The 19279-nt window shown below is 66.2% G+C and carries 16 protein-coding genes; 4 read left to right on the top strand and 12 right to left on the bottom strand.

Annotated elements, in window-relative coordinates; genetic code table 11:
• Positions 1-53: 53 nt before the first annotated feature.
• The 6 genes from ACFWU2_RS15555 to ACFWU2_RS15530 form a co-directional block, all read right to left on the bottom strand.
• Positions 54-557: a DUF2029 domain-containing protein gene (locus tag ACFWU2_RS15555; protein WP_378607705.1), complete on the bottom strand. Its 504-nt coding sequence runs from the start codon at positions 555-557 to the stop codon at positions 54-56.
• Complete coding sequence (locus ACFWU2_RS15550) at positions 554-775, bottom strand: helix-turn-helix transcriptional regulator (RefSeq protein ID WP_378607703.1); 222 nt, start codon at positions 773-775, stop codon at positions 554-556. The genes ACFWU2_RS15555 and ACFWU2_RS15550 overlap by 4 nt, the downstream gene beginning before the upstream one ends.
• 87 nt (positions 776-862) lie before the next feature.
• Positions 863-1684 carry an SDR family oxidoreductase gene (locus tag ACFWU2_RS15545; RefSeq protein ID WP_378607701.1) on the bottom strand — a complete coding sequence of 274 codons (822 nt, stop codon included), beginning with the start codon at positions 1682-1684 and terminating at the stop codon, positions 863-865.
• 27 nt (positions 1685-1711) lie between these two features.
• Positions 1712-3289: an ABC transporter substrate-binding protein gene (locus ACFWU2_RS15540; protein ID WP_378607699.1), complete on the bottom strand. Its 1578-nt coding sequence runs from the start codon at positions 3287-3289 to the stop codon at positions 1712-1714.
• 666 nt (positions 3290-3955) lie between these two features.
• Positions 3956-5842, bottom strand: a complete 1887-nt coding sequence (locus ACFWU2_RS15535; RefSeq protein ID WP_378607697.1) for a hypothetical protein — start codon at positions 5840-5842, stop codon at positions 3956-3958.
• Positions 5843-6015: 173 nt separating this feature from the next.
• The gene (locus ACFWU2_RS15530) at positions 6016-6378 is read right to left on the bottom strand and encodes a hypothetical protein (protein ID WP_378607695.1); all 363 of its coding nucleotides are present in this window, start codon (positions 6376-6378) and stop codon (positions 6016-6018) included.
• Positions 6379-6695: 317 nt separating this feature from the next.
• Here ACFWU2_RS15530 and ACFWU2_RS15525 point away from each other — a divergent pair, with 317 nt between their 5' ends.
• Positions 6696-8066, top strand: a complete 1371-nt coding sequence (locus ACFWU2_RS15525; protein WP_378607693.1) for an amidohydrolase family protein — start codon at positions 6696-6698, stop codon at positions 8064-8066.
• 91 nt (positions 8067-8157) lie between these two features.
• On the opposite strand, the gene ACFWU2_RS15520 is transcribed toward ACFWU2_RS15525, so the two are convergent.
• A complete protein-coding gene (locus ACFWU2_RS15520) occupies positions 8158-8643 on the bottom strand; it encodes a TIGR00725 family protein (RefSeq protein ID WP_378607691.1) in 486 nt (161 codons plus the stop codon).
• Between the two features lie 57 nt (positions 8644-8700).
• Between ACFWU2_RS15520 and ACFWU2_RS15515 the strand changes: the two genes are divergently transcribed.
• Complete coding sequence (locus tag ACFWU2_RS15515; protein ID WP_378607689.1) at positions 8701-9114, top strand: YchJ family protein; 414 nt, start codon at positions 8701-8703, stop codon at positions 9112-9114.
• 6 nt (positions 9115-9120) lie between these two features.
• On the opposite strand, the gene ACFWU2_RS15510 is transcribed toward ACFWU2_RS15515, so the two are convergent.
• Positions 9121-9771: a TetR/AcrR family transcriptional regulator gene (locus ACFWU2_RS15510; protein ID WP_378607687.1), complete on the bottom strand. Its 651-nt coding sequence runs from the start codon at positions 9769-9771 to the stop codon at positions 9121-9123.
• 103 nt (positions 9772-9874) lie between these two features.
• Here ACFWU2_RS15510 and treZ point away from each other — a divergent pair, with 103 nt between their 5' ends.
• Complete coding sequence (gene treZ / locus ACFWU2_RS15505) at positions 9875-11638, top strand: malto-oligosyltrehalose trehalohydrolase (protein ID WP_378607685.1); 1764 nt, start codon at positions 9875-9877, stop codon at positions 11636-11638.
• Between the two features lie 40 nt (positions 11639-11678).
• On the opposite strand, the gene ilvA is transcribed toward treZ, so the two are convergent.
• From ilvA to ACFWU2_RS15490, 3 genes are all read right to left on the bottom strand, one after another.
• Entirely contained in the window at positions 11679-13034 is a 1356-nt protein-coding gene (gene ilvA, locus ACFWU2_RS15500; protein WP_378607683.1) for a threonine ammonia-lyase IlvA, read from the bottom strand.
• 81 nt (positions 13035-13115) lie between these two features.
• Entirely contained in the window at positions 13116-14882 is a 1767-nt protein-coding gene (locus tag ACFWU2_RS15495; protein ID WP_378607681.1) for a pyruvate dehydrogenase, read from the bottom strand.
• 4 nt (positions 14883-14886) lie between these two features.
• On the bottom strand, positions 14887-15321 hold the full coding sequence (locus ACFWU2_RS15490; protein WP_378607679.1) for a nitroreductase family deazaflavin-dependent oxidoreductase: 435 nt from the start codon (positions 15319-15321) through the stop codon (positions 14887-14889).
• A gap of 115 nt (positions 15322-15436) precedes the next feature.
• On the opposite strand from ACFWU2_RS15490, the gene ACFWU2_RS15485 reads away from it, so the two are divergent.
• Positions 15437-15661, top strand: a complete 225-nt coding sequence (locus tag ACFWU2_RS15485) for a hypothetical protein (RefSeq protein WP_378607677.1) — start codon at positions 15437-15439, stop codon at positions 15659-15661.
• Positions 15662-15723: 62 nt separating this feature from the next.
• On the opposite strand, the gene dnaE is transcribed toward ACFWU2_RS15485, so the two are convergent.
• Positions 15724-19260, bottom strand: a complete 3537-nt coding sequence (gene dnaE / locus ACFWU2_RS15480) for a DNA polymerase III subunit alpha (RefSeq protein WP_378607675.1) — start codon at positions 19258-19260, stop codon at positions 15724-15726.
• Positions 19261-19279: the final 19 nt, after the last annotated feature.

Below are 19279 nucleotides of genomic sequence, written 5' to 3'. Positions count from 1 at the left end.
GGATTGATGCCCGCATAGCGGGCACAATCCGACCGAAGATTTGGGGCAGGTTCTCAGACGTCGGCGGCGTCGCGCGCAGCCTCCTCGGCTTCGCGGCGCCGGTCGCGGCGGCGGACCCACATGAGGACCGTCGCCGCCGCGCCGCCACCGACGAGGGCCCCCACGACCATCCCTGCCCAGGTCGCACCGTCGTACCGGAAAGGATCCGCCAGCTCGATGTAGATGCCGGCGACTCCCGCCAGGTAGAGCGTGACGGCGAAGATCGACCGCGGCCGAAGTGTTTTCATCGTGGCGTACACGTCGACGTCGCGGGCGCGGGCGTATGCGATGGTCACCATCGCGAGCACGAACCACGCCGCCAGAATGCCGATGGCGACCATGGCGCCGCCGCGCCCGGCGATCCAGGGCAGGACGGCCCCGGCCACGAGGGCAGTCCATTGGAAGGACTGGAAACCCACCGCGGAGGCCTCGTTCCAGACCTCACGCTGTCGTTCGTCCTGGTAGAAGTCGTCGTCCAGGTCGGCGACGACGCGAGCAGCCTTGAGAAATGCGGTCACTGGGGCCCCTCCGGGGTGAGCGGGAACAGTCCTTCGACAGTGGTGCCGAGAGTCCGGGCGAGCCGCAGCGCCAGGTAGACGCTGGGTGCGTAATCGCCCTTCTCGGTCGAGACGATGCTTTGACGGCTTACTCCGACTGCCGCACCGAGTTCGGCCTGGGTGAGACGCGCCTGCTTGCGAAGCTCGCGAACCCTGTTGCCTCTCGGTATCTCCGGCATGCAAGAAGTAAAGCCTGCTTGTCATTTCATGTCAAGGATACTTGTCTTTCGAACTGTTCCCACTCAGCAGCGCACCGGCCGGCCAGGTCAGGCCACCGACCCTGCTCCGCTCCCGATCTCCACCGCTTCCACTGCCTCCACCGCGGCTCTGATGGCGTCCATCCGCTTCTCGATGTACCCGAGATATTCCGGGTGCGTGACGATGTAGGGCAGGTCCTGGACGATCCCCCGCACCACGCAGGCGCCCGCCGCGGCCGGCGTCATCCCTACATCTCCTGCGCCCTTGATGTGTGAAGCATCCTCCACATGCCCTCCCAACCGGGTGGTGTTCGCGTCGAGGTTCGACCTCACAAGTCCCGGGCAGAGCACGGACACGCCCACACCGTGTGGCGCCATCTCGGCACGGAGCGCCTCCGACAGAGAGACGACGGCACTCTTCACCGCGCTGTAGGCACCGCGGCCGGGAGCACCCGCCGTGAGCCCCATGACCGACGCCGTGTTGACGATGTGCCCGCGCCCCGCATCCCGCATCTGTGCACCGAATGCGGCTACGCCGTTGAAGACTCCCGCCAGGTCGATCGCGACGAGCAGGTCGAAGACGTCCGCGTCCGTGTCCACCACGTCGCGGCCGTTGAACCCGATCCCGGCGTTGTTGACGAGAATGTCCACCGGTCCGAACACCGATTCGGCGTCGGCCTTCGCCTGCGCCCAGGAGTCGCGATCGCGCACATCCAGACCGACTCCGCGGATCCCGGACGCCCGCTCGGCCGTCACCGCCTCGACAGCCTGCCGATCGATATCGGCGATCGTCACGGAGATCCCGTGCTGCGCCAGCGCGTCGACGATTCCGAGCCCGATCCCGCTCGCGCCGCCGGTGACGAATGCATGCCGTGCCGAAGACAGTTCCATCGCTTCACCTTCCCGTCACGAACCGGATCAGTTCGTCATCCACATTTCTTCGGGCATCGGTGAGCCGAGGGTGAACATCCGGACGCCGTGGACGTTCTCGCCGTACACCACCGCGGGCGCGGCCTTGGTGTACCAGATTCCGGGCACCAGGTCGACGAGCCGCTTCTGTGCTGTCTCGTATGCTGCCTTGCGCTCGTCCGCCCCTTCGGCGACGCGGCCGGCATCCAAGGCGTCGTTGAGTTCCGGGTCATCGAGACCCGAAAAGTTTCCGGGAGAGTCACCGTGGAATGCCGTCCACAGCGCGTAGTCCGGATCCTGAGTGATCGCAGAGGAGATCACCATGTCGAAGTCGCGTGCGCCGGCGCGGGCCGTCGCCGCAGCGTAGTCCACCACCTCGACCTTGACCTCGACGTTGTCGAACGCTCCGAGTTGCGCCTGCAGCGACTCTGCGGCCGCCTTCGTTTCCTGCGTGGGGTAGGACATGAAGGTGAAGGAGACCGGCTTGCCTTCTGCTGCCAGTTCGTCGAACAGTTGCTGCGCGGTCTCCTTGTCACTCGTCGCGAGTGGGATGTCGGCGAAGTACGGTGAGCCCTCAGGGAACAGGGTCTCGGGGATCTCACCCTCGCCGTTGAAGACGACGCTGTTGAGGGCGTCGAGGTCTGCTGCCAGGGATACCGCCCGGCGGGCCCGCACATCGTCGAACGGCGCACGCGCCGAGTTCATGATCATGATCTGGCCGCCACCCGCGGGTACGACCTCGGCGGGGATACCCGCTGCGTCCGCCTTGGCCAGAGTTCCCCAACTCGCTTCGAGAGACAGATCCGCGCCGCCGGTAGAGATCATGTTGAACCGCTGGGAGTTGTCGGCCACGGTGCGGACGGTGAGCTTGTCGAGGTACGGCTTGGGAGCGTCCCAGTAGTCCGGGTTCTTCACCAGATCGATCGAGTCACCCCGCAACCAGTTCTCCAAGGAGAACGGCCCGGCACCCACCGGCTCACGGTCGAACTCCGCCGCGCCCTTCTGCAGTGCGGCCGGCGAGGCGATCCAGTTCATCGAAGTGGTGAGCATGCCCTGCGGAAAGTGCGGATTGGGTGCTGCCAGCGCGATTCTCAGTGTGGTCGGATCGACAACCTCCGAGGACGCCACCTGCGCGGCCTGCCGGATCGCAGTCGATCCGAGCGCGGGGTCGCGCAGCCGGTCCCAGTTGAACTTGACCGCAGCCGCGTCGAGCGGCGTGCCGTCCGTGAACGTCAGCCCGGGGCGCAAGATGAGGTCGAAGGTCGCTCCCCCGTCCGTGGTGGCGAAGTCGGTCGCCATCTTGTACTCGATGTCGAGGGTGTCGAGATTGTTGATCATCAGCGTTCCGTAGAGCGCGTTGCCGAGCACGGGCTGGTGCGCCCAGGTATTGGACAGTGCCGCCGGATCCAAGCTGCGCGGCTCGCCCATCTGGATGGTGCGGAGGGTGCCGCCCGCGACGGGTTCGCCGGCATCGGCGCCTGCTGCGGACGCGACGTTGCCGGATTCGGCGCCGCCGCAGGAGGTCAACAGTAGGGCAGCGGCACAGGCCGCCGCGATCGCGGGTAGGAAGCGCTGGGGTCGGAACATGGGGACCTCTCGACGTGCGGAACAAGGGGCGAGCCGAACCACACGCGCACACATCCACCCATGCGCAGTGCAACGGATCGACAGAACTCGATTCGAGCGCTGCGCGCCCGACAAAACAGATGGCACCGAACCAGGTTCGAGGAGCAAAGCCACCCGGTGCACGCCCACTGTCAATGAGCTTCGTCCATTTGTCAACGGCACCAAGCAATTCGACGTCTTTGGGAGTAATTCCCTGGAAATGCTTGCGTTGACGAGGGCGTGAGACTAATGTTCTCTCATTACGGAACGCCATTCTTCACGAAAGGATAGTGAATCTGCCGGAGGAATTCTACTGCGGCGCAGTGCAATCCGGTTCCGCGCAAGCACTGCTGTGCCCGTGCCTGCGATTGGTGAAAGCCCCTCTTCTTCAACCAATTCCGCGATCGCGTTGCGATTCGTCGCACCTGGGTCGTCGCCGGGATCTCGGGACACGCCGTTCACCCGCGAGGGTGGCCGAGTGATTCGAGGAGGTCGACCTCGGCCGGGAAATCGCTGCGGAGCCGGTGGCGCACATTCTCGACCGATGAGTGGGCGGAAACCGGGTACCGGTGTCGTCGTGCTGCCACAGACCCGATCGAGCAGCAGCGCGCTATAACTCGTCGTTCCGGGCGTCATCGGTAACGCTGGTCATGAGGTGGGATCGGCCTGGGCGTAGGGGCGGTAGACGCGCTCGATCCAGTCCGGGACCGGCTTGTCGCGTGCCTCGAGTATCGCGCCGATCGCCACCCGAGCATTGTCGCTGCATTTTGTGAACGAGGCACCACCGTCGAGCGTGTAGTCCCATCCGAGGACCGGGAAGTAGCGGAGCTCGGACTCCACATGGTCGATCAAGCGCAACGCACAGTATCCACCGGTATCGGTGAACAATGCGGAGGTATCCGGCGCCTCGGGTGCAGGCAGATTCGGGATGATGTTCCCGCGCAGATCAGCAGCCAGACGCGCACGCGGAATGTCCGCGGTCGCATCGACCAGATCGGGGCGTTCTTCGGCGACGACCGCAAAGGCGGTCTCGACGCCGATCTCGATCATCGGCGCGCGCGTCGACATCGGCAGCTCCGCCCACGAGCCGATCAGCGGATCACGCCGCAACTGCATCGTCATCCATGCCGTCCACTCACCGGCGACAGCCTCGTCCCAGGTCAGTTCCGATCCGTGGATGCGGTCCCACTCGGCGTAGGCCAGTTCGAACATTTCGATCGGCAGCGGATGGTCCCCGAGCAGAGCCTTCGCCGCGGACTGCCGCAAGGGCGATGCACCGCGGGCAGCTTCGCCGATCAAGACTCTGGCGTAGTCACCGATGACGGCCGACAGATAATCCGGACGACGTCCCCCGACCCGATCGACGAGCCGAGGATCGACTGCGACATCGGCGATGAGAGCGTGCCGCGCCTCGGTGGTGTATTCGAATCGCGCCAGCTCGACGCCTTGGAACCACTGGTCGCGGATCGCTTGGCGTGCCTTGCGATTGCGCACCTTCGAGATCGCGGCGGCAACCTGCGGGTCGACGTCGGGTTGCGGCAGCATCAGCGGGTCGGCCGGGTCGTAAGCGGTGCGGCCCCTCGTCGACCACTTCTCGACCTCGGCGATTGCGGCCTGGTCGATACCGTCCTGAATCGCGTCGATGTGTCGGCTGCGCTGCTCGACGGTGTCGAGAAGTGCAGGGGCCCGCGCGTCGAGTGCGCGTCGGACGGTGTCGAGGAAGTCCTCTTCGACGGCTCGTGCCCGACCGGTGCGCGCCTCGATGATCGTGTCGGTCACCTCAGCGGTGACCGGGCTCTGCACCGGCCGGCCGGTGCGGGATTCCCAAAACGCCTCGGCGGCGTAGTGGCCGAGTTCCCCCCAGGCTCTCGGGTCTTCGAGCATCGCCCTGAAGACGACGAACGGGCCATCGCGGAATGCACGATCGGTCATCAGGTCGGCCAGGGCGACCAACAGCTTGACCTTGAAGTGCCCGTCCGCCCATGAGAAGAACCGGTCGGGGCAGTCGACTTCGGACTTCGCTACGGCGTCGGCCTCCGCGTCCGGTTCTTCGAGGCAGTCGAGCGGGGAGCGCGCTTTCAGCGGGCGTGTCAGTGCGTACCGTGCGGTGTCGTAACGCGGCCCCGGCACGGGTTTCGGCCTCGGGACGGTTGCTACCGGCGCGGGTGTCCTGGTCGGAGGTGCGGTCGGGAGTGGCTCGGGGACGAACATGAACAGCGGCCCTGCGGGCCGGTCCCTGATCTGCGCCTGCGGGATGTTGCCGGCCAGCAACGAGGCGACCAGGTCGTAGGCCTGGCCACGGGTGCTGGTCGCCCCAGCCGGAAACGTCGCGTCCGTCTCGGCTTCGAGCCGTTCGAGGATCTGCAATTGACGGGCGGTGACGGGGTGCTCCCGCCAGGACGATCGGGCCGTTGCGATGTCACGTACCGCCCGCTTCGGCACAACCTCCGGCTCGATGCCCGAGGCGTGTAATTCGCTGCGGAGTCGAGCTTCCAGGTCGTGCAGCTCACGCCACTGCACGCGGAGCCCGGCCAAGCGCTCGCTGAGGGAGACGAGATCCGCGGCGTCAGGCCGGTCATCACCGTCGAGACCACAAACCTGCTCGGTCGCCGAGGCGTTCTTCGCTGCTGCCAGGCGCCCGGCCAGCTTTCGGCCGAGCAGTTCCAGATCTACGAGTTCCTCACGGACCTGCGCCCATTCCGCCTGGATCAGAAGGGGAGATTCTGGTCCTGCGGAGGATTGCGCCGCATCTCGTCCTCGATCATCTCGGTCAGTTCGTCCGCCAGCGGATCGCGGGAGGTCATCGGCACGGGTCGGCCGTCCTCGATCCGCTGCGCGATCAGTGCCTGTCCCAACGCCCGGAACCATGCCGCCTTCTCCAGCCACACCCGCTCGACCACTCGCACCGCAGTCGGGTTCGGACGGACGCTCTGCGTCCGCCACCGATCCGGGTCCCGCACCGTCCGAGCCGTTTCCCACTTCTGCTCCGCTTTCCGGTCGGCCCACCGCTCGGCCGCCGTCACCGGATCGCTGTCCTCGACCGGCAGGGGGAACTCTCCGCTCTGCGCCACCGCTACGTCCTCCCTGACCCCCGGAACCGACTTCCCCTCGCTGGGTGTCCTCGTCTGCCACACGACCTCCTCTGCCGCACCGCGCGCGCAGCATCCCTCATCGACGGTGCCGGACCATGAGGCCGATCCTAGCGCCTTCGGCCCCGAAAACTGTCGCTGAACTGGCATTTCAGCGAATTGATCAAAGGGGAACCCATCGGCACGGGAAGCGCGGTGAGCGGGCGCCGGACATTCCCTCGAACCCACCTCCCCCACCGGAACGACGACCTACCCGACCTCGGGCGACCGAGGATTCCCAAGAAGCAGCATATTCAGTAGTGTGGAACGTGATTCTCGTGCATGGAAGCGATATTCTCTTGTGTGACCGGGATCGCTGCGAGCGCTCACCGCGCAGGACAGGAGAGGAACGGACCCAAATGAACATTGATGACATGGTGATGATCAGCATCGACGACCACGTCGTGGAGCCAGCTGACATCTTCGAAAAGTATTTCCCCAAGAGCCTGATGGATCAGGCACCGCGCCTGACCGCCCATCCGCGCAATCCCAACGTGCAGGCCTGGCTGTTCCAGGACACAGTCGTCGGCAGTTCCGGACTCAACGCCGTGGTCTCCTGGCCCAAGAGCGAGTGGGGCATGGACCCCACCGGATACGCCGAAATGCGGCCCGGCGTCTACGACATGGACATGCGCGTGCGCGACATGGATGCCAACGGCACCCTCGCCGCCACGCTGTTCGCCACCTTCCCCGGCTTCGCCGGCACCCACCTGGCCAGCCTGCCGGACAAGAAACTGTCCCTCGCCGCCTGTAAGGCGTTCAACGACTGGGTGGTCGGCGAAGTCCCCAACGCCCACCCCGGACGGTTCATCCCGCTCGGGATCATCCCGTTCTTCGACGTGGATGAATCCGTCAAGGAGATCGCGCGGCTCGCCGCCATGGGATGCCGCTCGATCAGCATCCCGGAAACCCCCTACGGCGTCGGCGAAGGCTACCCGGACTTCAAGTCCGGCTACTGGGACCCGATCTTCAAGGCCTGCGTCGACAACAACATCGTGCTCAGCCTGCACATCGGTGGCGGTTTCAGCCTGGTCAAGCGGCCCGAAGGCTTCAACATCGACGACATGATGGTGTTGACGCCGCTGATTTCCACCATCGCGGCAAACGACGTCATGCTCAGCGGTGTTTTCCAGAAGTTCCCGGACCTCAAGTTCGCCATGAGTGAAGGCGGCGTGGGCTGGGTGGCTCCCTGGCTCGACCGTCTCGAGCGGCACATCGTCAACCAGTCCTGGACGGGAGTGAGTTTCCTGCCCAAGGGCATGACACCGACCGACGTGTGGCGCAAGAACTTCCTGGCGTGCTACATCACCGAGCCGAGCGGCCTGAACAACCGCGACCACTTGGGGATCGACACCATCGCGTGGGAGTGCGACTACCCGCACTCGGATTCGACCTGGCCGAACTCACCCGAGATGCTCATGGAGGAACTGGTCGCCTCCGAGTGCACCGACGAAGAGATCGACAAGATCACGTTCGGTAACGCCGCGCGGTTCTTCGATTGGGACCCGTTCGCCCACATCCCCCGGGAGCAGGCGACGGTCGGTGCTCTGCGCGCCCGGGCCACGGACGTCGACATCAGCGAGACGTCCAAGACCGAGTACCGCCGCCGCTACGAGCTCGCCCAGCCGTAGGCGTCCGCACCGGATCAGGAAACACGCGCCGTCTCCTCTCGGCATCCGTTGCAGCACCGGCCATCCCATCGGATGGCCGGTGCTGCACCGCTTATTGGGGTTCTTTGCGCCACAGCAGCGCGTGCACGCACTCCACCGCCTCGGCCGGAGATTCGACGTCGAGCACGCCGCCGGCGGGCATCTTCCATCCGCCGACGGAGAAGACGGGCACACCCGTTCGCACCGCGAGCGCGATTTCACTCATCGTCCCCCAACTGCCGCCGACGACCACGAGGGCGTCACAACTCCGGACGAGAAGCGCGTTACGCATCTCCCCCAGCCCGGTGGGGATCGCCACCGTCAGATACGGATTGCCGTCGGCACGATCGTCACCGGGGAGGAAACCGACGGTGGTGCCGCCCGCCTCGATCGCGCCCCGGGACGCCGCGGCCATGACCCCGCCCAATCCCCCGGTCACCACGATCGCGCGGCGGCCCGCGAGCAGACCGCCCAGCGTGCGGGCGATCCGTCGTTCCTCGGGCGTGGCCTCACCCGGTCCGACCACCCCGACGTATCGCTGCGCGTGCATGGTCGGCATTCTCCACCACCCGCACGCCCCGAGGTGAGGGATCCGGGACAGTGGGACAATGACCGGATGGGTCGACGTCGCCGCAATTCCGAACATTCCGCCGACACCGCGTGCCCGTGCGGCCGCGGGATACCGATGGACGAATGCTGCGGGGTGTTTCTCGCCGGGCGCAGCGCACCGACCGCCGAACAACTGATGCGGTCGCGGTACACCGCGTTCGTCCTCGGCGACGTCGACTATCTCCGTCGCACCTGGCACCCCTCCACCCGGCCCGCACGCCTCGACCTGGATCCCGAACAACATTGGACCGGTCTGGAAGTCGTGCACACTACCGGCGGGGGTTTCCTCCATACGGAAGGCACCGTCGAGTTCCGCGCCCACTGGACGCACGCAGGTGTGTCCGACTCGATGCACGAGCACAGCCGGTTCGTGAGGGAGAACGGCGACTGGCTCTACCTCGACGCCGACGGCGGCAGGTAGGCCCGGTCACCGGAGAAGTGTCGCGCGGAGCGTCGACGCGAGCCACGAGCGGTAATGCTCGATGTCCCACCCGCAGTCACGGCGCAACAGCGAGTGCACTTGCGGCGAGATGAGCGCGTACAGCACGTCGGCGGCGTGCTCGGCGGTGATGTCGGGACGCAGCCACCCGCCCTCGTACAGACCTTCTGCGATGGTGCGCGCGTTGTCGGCGGTCGCGCGTGCATCTTCTTCCGCGAACCTGCGCATGTCGGGGTCGGCACCCGACGACTCGACGGAGGTCATGAGGAGCCCGCCGGCACGTTCGAGCATCTCGGCGCCGTAGTCGACGACCTGCCCGAGGATCAGGTCGGCCTCGGTCACCGGGCGGCCACCGGGCCGCCGCACGGCGGGGCGACCCTGAGTCGCCGACGTGTCGCCGGGGCCGGCCACGGCTTCGTCGAGGGCTTCGCGGAACAGATCTGCCTTTCCACCGGGGTAGGCGGTGAAGACGGTTCGCACCGCGACACCTGCCTCTTCGGCGATGTGCCGCACAGTGGTGCTCACGTATCCGTCGCGAACGAAGAGTCGCGCCGCTGCCCCGCGGATCGCGGCCCTGGTGCGCCGCGCCGCTTCTTCTCTGAGCGGCGAGCTGTAGGTTCTTCGGGCGGGCTCGGACATCACGATCACCCTAGCAGCATCGGGTGCAGCACCGATGCGCCAAAATCGGTCCCGGCGTAGGTGACACGCTGCACCGCAGGAGAACACACGGCATGCTGGTGTGGTGCATACCTTCGAGGTCTGGGCCCCGATCCCATCATCAGTGCAGCTGTACGCCGACGAGACTCTTCATCCCATGGAGCGTGACAGGCGAGGGTGGTGGCGTGCCGAAGTCGACGTCCCCCCCGACGCCCGATACGGCTTCGTCCTCGACGGCGACACCGACACGGTGCTCCCGGACCCCCGCTCTCCGAGGCAACCCGACGGGGTACACGGACTGTCACAACTCCACGTCGCCGACCCCGGCGGGTGGACCGACCGGTTGTGGACCGGCCGGCAACTCCCGGGCAGTGTCCTCTACGAACTTCACATCGGCACGTTCACCGAAGAAGGCACACTCGACGCCGCGATCGACCGACTCGACGAACTCGCCGACCTCGGTGTCGACTTCGTCGAACTCATGCCGGTCAACGCATTCAACGGCACCCACGGATGGGGCTACGACGGTGTGCTGTGGTACGCGGTGCACGAATCCTACGGCGGCCCCGCCGCACTGCAACGTTTCGTCGACGCTGCGCACGCGCGAGGCATCGCGGTGGCGCTCGACGTGGTCTACAACCACCTCGGCCCGTCGGGCAACTATCTCGGCAGGTTCGGCCCGTATGTGGCGCCTGCTCCGGGCATCTGGGGTGACAGCATCAATCTGGACGGCACGGAGTCCGGTGAGGTTCGCCGGTACATTCTCGACAACGCGCTCCGCTGGTTCCGGGACTTCCACATCGACGCTCTCCGGCTCGACGCCGTCCACGCTCTCCTCGACCACACCGCGACCCATCTGCTCGAGGAACTGTCTGTCGAAACGTTCCGTCTCTCCACGCACCTCGGACGCCCACTGAGTCTCATCGCCGAGAGCGACCTCAACGATCCGCGCATGATCACCCCGCGCTCCGGTGGCGGGTACGGGTTGCAGGCACAGTGGGCAGACGACATCCACCACGCGATCCACACCGCCGTATCGGGGGAACGGCAGGGTTACTACGGCGATTTCGGGTCTCTCGAATGCCTGGCGCAGACACTGGGACACGGGTTCTTCCATGCCGGAACGTATTCGACGTTCCGTGGCCGGATACACGGACGGCCGCTCGATATCCGTCGCACGCCTGCGAGTTCACTGGTCGCCTACACGTGCACCCACGACCAGATCGGCAACCGGGCGCTCGGCGACCGGCCCGGCGCCTATCTCGACGCCGGGCAGCTTGCCGTTCGCGCTGCTCTCGTCCTCACCTCGCCGTACACGCCGATGCTGTTCATGGGCGAAGAATGGGGTGCCGGTACACCGTTCCGCTACTTCACCTCGCATCCCGAACCGGAACTCGCCGCGGCGGTCGTGGAGGGTCGGCGTCGGGAGTTCGGTGAACACGGGTGGAACACCGAGGACGTTCCCGACCCGCAGGATCCGGCCACCTTCGAGGTCTCGAAGCTGAACTGGGACGAGCGCACCGCACCCGAGCACGCACGACTGCTCGACTGTTACCGGGAGCTGATCGCGCTGCGCCGCGAGCGGGCAGAAATCAGCGATCCGTGGCTCGAGCATCTCCACGTCACCTACGACGAGGAGGAACGCTGGATCACGTTGTACCGTGGGGCATTACGAGTGGTCTGCAATCTCGGACCCGATCCGGTGACGGTACCGGCCGGAGGGCGCCCGATCCTGTGGTGGGACGAACCGATCGTCAATCGCACCGAATCCGCGGTGCTCGTACCGGGACATTCCTTCGTGATTCTCGAATCCCGTACCGGCGCGACCCGATCGGAACCACTCGTCTGACACAGCCGAAATCCCCGTCGGCGGGGACGGGGACGCCGGCCTACGTCAGATAACGGTAGGCCGGCGACCCGGGCTCGAGCCGCTGTGCCTCGACGGGCGACGCGTCCATCCGATGAAGCAGCGACGAAAGGTTCTCTGCCGCACCGAGTTCGATACCGACCAGCGCCGCACCCGTCTCGCGGTTGTTGCGCTTGACGTACTCGAACAGGGTGATGTCGTCGTCGGGGCCGAGCACCTCGTCGAGGAACCTGCGCAACGATCCGGGCTCCTGCGGGAAATCCACGAGGAAGTAGTGCTTGAGACCACGGTGCACGAGCGACCTCTCGATGATCTCACCGTAGCGCGAGACGTCGTTGTTGCCACCGGACACCAGGCAGACGACATTGGCTCCCGGCTGCACCACGAGTGACTCGAGCGCGGTCACTGCCAGCGCGCCGGCAGGCTCCGCGATGACGCCTTCGTTCTGGTACAGCTCGAGCATGGCCGTGCAGATCGCTCCCTCGTCGACCTGCGCCAACCCGAACGGGCCGCTGCCGAGACCCTCCCGGCGCAGCGCGGCCACGAGCGGAAGGTTCGAGTGGGTGACGACCTCCGCACCGAGACGGGAGACCACGGCGTACGGAAGATCACCGATCCGTTTGACCGCCGCGCCGTCCACGAACGGTTCGACCTCGGGCAACGTCACCGGACCACCCGCGACCAGCGCAGCGGTCATCGACGCCGCACCGGCAGGCTCGACCCCGACGATGGATGTGTGCGGCGATCGTTCGCGGAGGTACGCCGCGAGTCCGGCGATGAGTCCGCCTCCACCGACCGGCACGATCAGCACGTCCAGGTCTCCGTGCAACTGTTCCAGGATTTCGCGGGCGATGGTGCCCTGGCCGGCGGCGGTACGCGCGTCGTCGAACGGCGGGATCATCGTCGCGCCGGTCCGCGCGACATCCGCGGCGGCCGCGGCGGCCGCCGCGTCGAAGGTGTCGCCGACACCGATGAGCTCGACGAAATCGCCGCCGTGCGCACGGATACGGTCGCGTTTCTGCTTCGGGGTACGCGTCGGAACGTAGATACGTCCGGTGATTCCCATCGCGCGGCAGGCGTATGCCACGCCCTGCGCATGGTTGCCGGCGCTCGCGGTGACCACCCCGGCCGCACGCTCACTGGCGTCGAGTTGAGCCATCGCGTTGTAGGCGCCGCGCAACTTGAACGACCGCACCCGCGTAAGGTCCTCACGTTTGAGGTAGACATGAGCACCGGTCAGCGCGGACAGCCGGGGGTTCGGTTCGAGGGGGGTCGGGGCGACCACCGCGGAAATTCGCTCGGCAGCCGCATCGATGTCAGCCGCGCTGGGCACGGTGGTCTCGTGTGTCGGTTCTGCTGTTCGCGCGGTGGAGGTCACCGGTCAATGCTGCCACTACCTGTGCTTCACCGACAACGCGGGACCCCCACCCGCGCCTCTCGGACGCCACGGGTCGCCCGGTCAGGAGCCGAACTGCGACGGCCTCGGCACGTTGCGAAGGTTCGATTTCGCCATCTGCACAGCTTCGCCCACTCCCCCGTTCATGACGACTTTCGACATGGCCAGTGCGAAGCCCTTGACCTGTTCGCCGGTGATCGCCGGTGGCAGCGACAACGCCCGTGGGTCCGTGACGACGTCGATCAGCACCGGTCCCGGCCGGGCGAACGCGTCCCGCAGTGCGTGCTCCACGTCCCCCGGATCTTCCACGCGGCGGGTGAAGAACCCCAGCGCGTCGGCTACCTTCGCGTAGTTCACGGCCGGGACGTCGACCCCGAAATCCGCGAGGCCGTCGACCAGCATCTCGAGTTTGACCATCCCGAGGGTCGAGTTGTCGAACAACACGATCTTGATGGGCAACCGGTGCATCGCCACCGTGATCAGTTCCCCGAGCAGCATCGCCAGTCCGCCGTCGCCACTCACGGACACGACCTGCCGTCCGGGTGCGGCGATCTGCGCGCCGATCGCGTGCGGCAACGCGTTGGCCATCGAACCGTGCAGGGCGGACGCCAGGAATCGCCGTCGGCCGTTCGGGTTCAGGTACCGGGCGGACCACACGTTGCACATGCCTGTGTCCGCGGTGAACACCGCGTCGTCGGCGGCGACGTCGTCGAGGATCGAGGCCACATACTCGGGATGGATGGGCTTTCGCTGGCCCACCGGTGTCGTGTACGCCCCGACGACCTTCCTCATCAGATCGCGATGACGTTCGAGGGTGTGTTCTAGAAATCCGCGGTCGGTCTTGCGGTGGACCAGGGGTTGCAGGGCACGCAAGGTTGCGGCGGCGTCCCCGTGCACCGCGAGCGAGAGCTCGGTGCGGCGGCCCAGCCTCGCGGCATCGACGTCGATCTGGGCGGTCGGCACATCGGGAAGGAACTGGTCGTACGGGAAATCTGTGCCGATGAGCAGCAGCAGGTCCGCACCGTGCATACCGTCGTGTGCGGCGCCGTATCCGAGCAGGCCGGTCATTCCCACGTCGAACGGGTTCTCGTACTGGATCCATTCCTTACCGCGCAGGCTGTGCCCGATCGGCGCCGCGACCGTATCGGCGAGCGCGAGCAACTCCTCGCGCGCTCCCCGCACCCCTTCACCCGCAAAGATCGCGATCTTGTCCGCTGCGTTGACGGCCTCGGCGAGCGCATGGACGTCGGCGGGATCGGGAACGAGCGTGGGTGCGCCCGTGCGGACGACGCGCGGTGCCCTACCGACGGCAGGCAGCGCGGCGATGTCGCCGGGCAGGATCGCGACCGCGACGCCCGGCGCTGCCAGGGCATGCGACATCGCGCTGTGCACGACGCGCGGCGCTTGAGCGGCCGCGCTGATCAATTCGGTGTAGGTCGAGCATTCGACGAACAACCGGTCCGGGTGGGTCTCCTGGAAATAGGCCGTTCCGATCTGCGTCGACGGGATGTGGGACGCGATCGCCAGGACGGGAGCGCCCGACCGGTGGGCGTCGTACAGCCCGTTGATCAGATGAAGGTTTCCCGGACCGCAGGACCCGGCGCACACAGCCAGTTCACCGGTGATCTGCGCGTCGGCCGAAGCCGCGAACGCGGCCGCCTCCTCGTGGCGCACGTGGATCCAGTCGATGCCACCTCGGGCGGCGCCGCCGGTGCGGCGCACCGCGTCGACGACCGGATTGAGGCTGTCGCCCACGATGCCGTAGATCCGGCGGACGCCGGCATCGACGAGCTGAGCCACAAGCTGGTCCGCGACGGTGCGCCCGGCCATCGTGCTAGATCCGCTCGAGGACGAAGACAGGGATGGCGCGCTCCGTCTTGGTCTGATAGTCGGCGTAGTCGGGGTACGCCTCGACCGCCCGCTCCCACCACAGAGCCTTCTCGTCACCGTGCACTTCGCGGGCGATCATGTCGTAGACCTCGGTGCCGTCCCGCAATTCGACGTGCGGATCTGCGACGACGTTGTAGTACCACACGGGATTCTTGGGAGCGCCCCCGAGCGAGGCGACGACGGCATACGTGCCGTCGTGTTCGACCCGCATCAACGGGGTCTTCCGCAGCTTGCCGCTCTTGGCACCGCGAGTTGTCAGGATCACCACGGGCCTGCCGCCGAGGGTGGTGCCCTCGGTACCGCCCGACGACTCGTAGGTTGCAACCTGATCGGCCGCCCAGGACGAGGGGCTGGGTTCATATTCTCCGGTAAGGGGCATGCACCCAGTGAACACGCTCCGGTGATCCGCCACACGTCCGTCCGAAAGTTCGTTGACCCGAATTCTCGAATGCGACTACCCTGAAGGAAGGCTTTCCCGACCCGCAGGAGGTGCGATGACGACACTCGAGTCGCCGACCCGTGATGCTGGGCGCGACAGCTATATCGACATCGCCGGTTCCGCATGGCCGATGTACAAACTCGAGGCCCTCGCAGTCGGGTTCCTGGTGCTCGTGGCGCTGCTCGTCCTCACCGGCACCGCACAGACCGCGGTGCTCACTGCCGCAGCAGCCACCACACTCGTGTGGTGGGTCCGCCGGGCGTATTACCGGCGCTCGTAACTGCCCGGACGGGACGGCCCCGGAGCCCGGTACCGAGTCCCCGTCCCCGTCCCCGTCCCCGATCAGGTCGCCAGACAGCTGGGTCCGAGCAGAGCCTTGAGGTCACCCATCAGTGCGGACGACGGTTCGACGCGCAGGCTGTCGTCGAGTCGGAGCACCGTGACCTTGCTCCCGGTGATCAGTCGCACGTTCACGTCGGCCGTCCCCGGATGCCGCGTGAGCACATTCTTCAGCGCCCCGACCTTGTCGGGAGTGCACAGCCGTGTCGGCATCGACACCGACACCGGTTTCGCGACCCCGATCTGGGACAGGTCCGGTACGGCGAGGTCGTTGGCGATCAACGAGATGCGGTCGTCGCGGACCGAGACCCGCGCCTTGACGAGCACCACCGAGTCCTCGACGACGTCCATGCCGTAGACGGCGTAGGCCTGCGGGAAGAAGAGCACCTCGATGCCGCCGGTGAGGTCTTCGAGCTGAGCCGACGCCCACGCGAGACCGTTCTTGTTGATGCGACGGTTCACCGACGCGAGGATGCCGCCGACAGTGACCTGCGTACCGTCCTTGAACCCGCCCTCGAGGATCGCCGGAATGTGCGTGTCGGATTGGGCGGCGAGCACGTGCTCGACACCGTTGAGGGGATGTCCCGAGACGTAGAGACCGAGCATCTCGCGTTCGAGCGCGAGACGATGCTTGCTGTCCCACTCCTCGTCGGGGATCTTCACGTTGAACACCGACGCGACCGACTCGTCGGCGTCGGCGCCGCCGAACAGGTCGAACTGGCCGATCGCCTCGGCCTTCTTGGTGCTCATCACCGCGTCGATCGCGTCGGCGTGCACGAGCATCAATCCCTTGCGGGGATGCCCGAGCGAGTCGAAACCGCCTGCCTTGATGAGAGATTCGGTGACCTTCTTCGAGCAGGCGACCGTATCGATCTTGTCGAGGTAGTCGGAGAAGTCGGTGAACCTCCCCTTCTCCTCACGGGCCTTGATGATCGATGCCACGACGTTGGTGCCCACGTTGCGCACCGCACCGAGCCCGAACCGGATGTCCTCACCCACCGACATGAAGTTGGTGTGCGACTCGTTGACGTCGGGGGGCAGCACGGTGATGCCCATCTTGCGGCAGTCGGACAGGTAGATCGCGGCCTTGTCCTTGTCGTCGCCGACCGAGGTGAGCAGACCCGCCATGTACTCGGCGGGGTAGTTCGCCTTCAGGTACGCCGTCCAGAAGGAGACGAGACCGTAGCCGGCTGCGTGCGACTTGTTGAACGCGTAACCCGCGAACGGGAGGATCGTGTCCCACAGGGCCTTGACCGCCGGCTCGGAGAAGCCGTTCTTCAGCATGCCTTCCCGGAAGCCCGCATACGCTTCCTCGAGCACCGAGAGCTTCTTCTTACCCATGGCGCGCCGGAGGATGTCGGCCTGCCCGAGCGAATAACCGGCCACCTTCTGAGCGATCTGCATGATCTGCTCCTGGTAGACGATCAGACCGTAGGTATCGGCGAGGATCTCCTTCAGCGGTTCCTCGAGCTCGGGATGGATCGGCGTGACCTGCTGCCGGCCGTTCTTACGGTCGGCGTAGTCGTTGTGCGCGTTCATGCCCATCGGGCCGGGGCGATACAACGCGAGGACGGCGACGATGTCCTCGAAGCCGGTGGGCTGCATGCGGCGCAGCAGATCGCGCATGGCGCTGCCGTCGAGCTGGAACACGCCGAGGGTGTCGCCGCGCGCGAGGAGTTCGTAGGTCGCCGGGTCTTCGAGCGGAAGAGTATCGAGATCGAGATCGATCCCGCGGTTGACCTTGATGTTCTCGATCGCGTCACCGATCACCGTGAGGTTGCGCAGCCCGAGGAAGTCCATCTTCAGCAGGCCGATGGCCTCGCACGACGGGTAGTCCCAGCCGGTGATGATCGCGCCGTCCTGCGCACGCTTCCACAGCGGGATCGCATCCATCAGCGGCTCGGACGACATGATCACCGCGCAGGCGTGCACGCCTGCGTTACGGATCAGGCCTTCGAGACCTCTCGCGGTCTCGTAGATCTTCCGCACGTCGGGGTTCGAGTCGATCAGTGCGCGCACCTCGACGGCTTCCTTGTACCGCTCGTGGCTCGGATCGGTGATGCCGGACACCGAGATGTCCTTCGCCATGATCGGCGGCGGCAGCGCCTTGGTGATCTGGTCCGCGATGGCGAAGCCCGGCTGCCCGAACTGCACTCGGGCGGAGTCCTTGATCGCAGCTTTGGTCTTGATGGTGCCGAACGTGATGACCTGCGCCACCTTGTCGGTTCCCCACTTCTCCGAGGCGTACCGCACCATCTCGCCACGGCGGCGGTCGTCGAAGTCGATATCGATATCGGGCATCGACACGCGCTCGGGGTTGAGGAATCGCTCGAACAGCAGTCCGTGCGGGATGGGATCGATGTTGGTGATGCCCATCGCGTAGGCGACGAGGGAACCCGCAGCCGAACCACGACCGGGTCCGACCCGGATACCGACCTCCCGCGCGTGATTGATCAGGTCGCCGACGACGAGGAAGTAGGCCGGGAAGCCCATCTCGTTGATGACGCCGATCTCGTAGTCGGCGCGGGCGAGGTACTCCTGCGGCGGGCCGGACGGGAACCGGCGGTCAAGTCCGCGCATGACCTCGTGGCGCAGGAAGCTCTCCTGGGTGTGGCCTTCGGGCACCGGGAAGATCGGCATGCGGTCGCGGTGGGTCCACACGTCGTCGTACGACTGCACGCGTTCGCCGATCAGCACCGAGTTGTCGCACGCCCCGGGCACCTCGGCGTCCCAGATGGCGCGCATCTCGTCGGCGGACTTGAGGTAGTAGCCGTCACCGTCGAACTTGAACCGGGTGGGATCGGAGAGCGTCTTGCCGGTCTGGATGCACAGCAGCGCCTCGTGGTTCTCCGCGGCGTCCTTGGTCACGTAGTGGCAGTCGTTGGTGGCCAGCGGCGGGATACCGAGTTTGTTGCCGATCTCGAGCAGACCCTCGCGGACCCGGCGTTCGATGGACAGACCGTGGTCCATCAGTTCGAGGAAGAAGTTGTCCTTGCCCCAGATCTCCTGCCACTTCGCTGCGGCCTCGAGGGCCTCGCGGTCGTGGCCGAGCCGCAAGCGTGTCTGGATCTCGCCGGACGGACAGCCGGTGGTGGCGATGATGCCCTCGGCGTGCGACGCGATGAGTTCTTCGTCCATGCGTGCCCACTTGCCCAACTGGCCCTCGATCGAGGCCAGGGAGGACAACTTGAACAGGTTCCGCAGTCCGGTGGCGTTCTCCGCAACCATCGTCATGTGGGTGTAGGCACCCGAGCCGGAGACGTCGTCGGACTTCTGGCTCGGGTCGCCCCACTTGACACGCTTGGTGTCGAAGCGGGAGCCGGGTGCGACATATGCCTCGATACCGATGATGGGCTTGATGTCGTACTTCTTGGCGACGTTGTAGAACTCGCTGGCGCCGTACATGTTTCCGTGGTCGGTCATGCCGACGGCCGTCATCCCCAGCCGCTGCGCCTCGGCGAACAACGGGCCGACCTTGGCGGCGCCGTCGAGCATCGAGTACTCGGTGTGGTTGTGCAGATGAACGAACGAGTCAGCCACGCGTGCCTCTCCCGGGATG

Origin of the sequence: Rhodococcus sp. NPDC058639 (assembly GCF_042717545.1) — a bacterium.
GTDB lineage: Bacteria > Actinomycetota > Actinomycetes > Mycobacteriales > Mycobacteriaceae > Rhodococcus.
The sequence above is the reverse complement of the archived record's forward strand: the minus strand, read 5'-3'. Positions and strand labels throughout refer to the sequence as shown.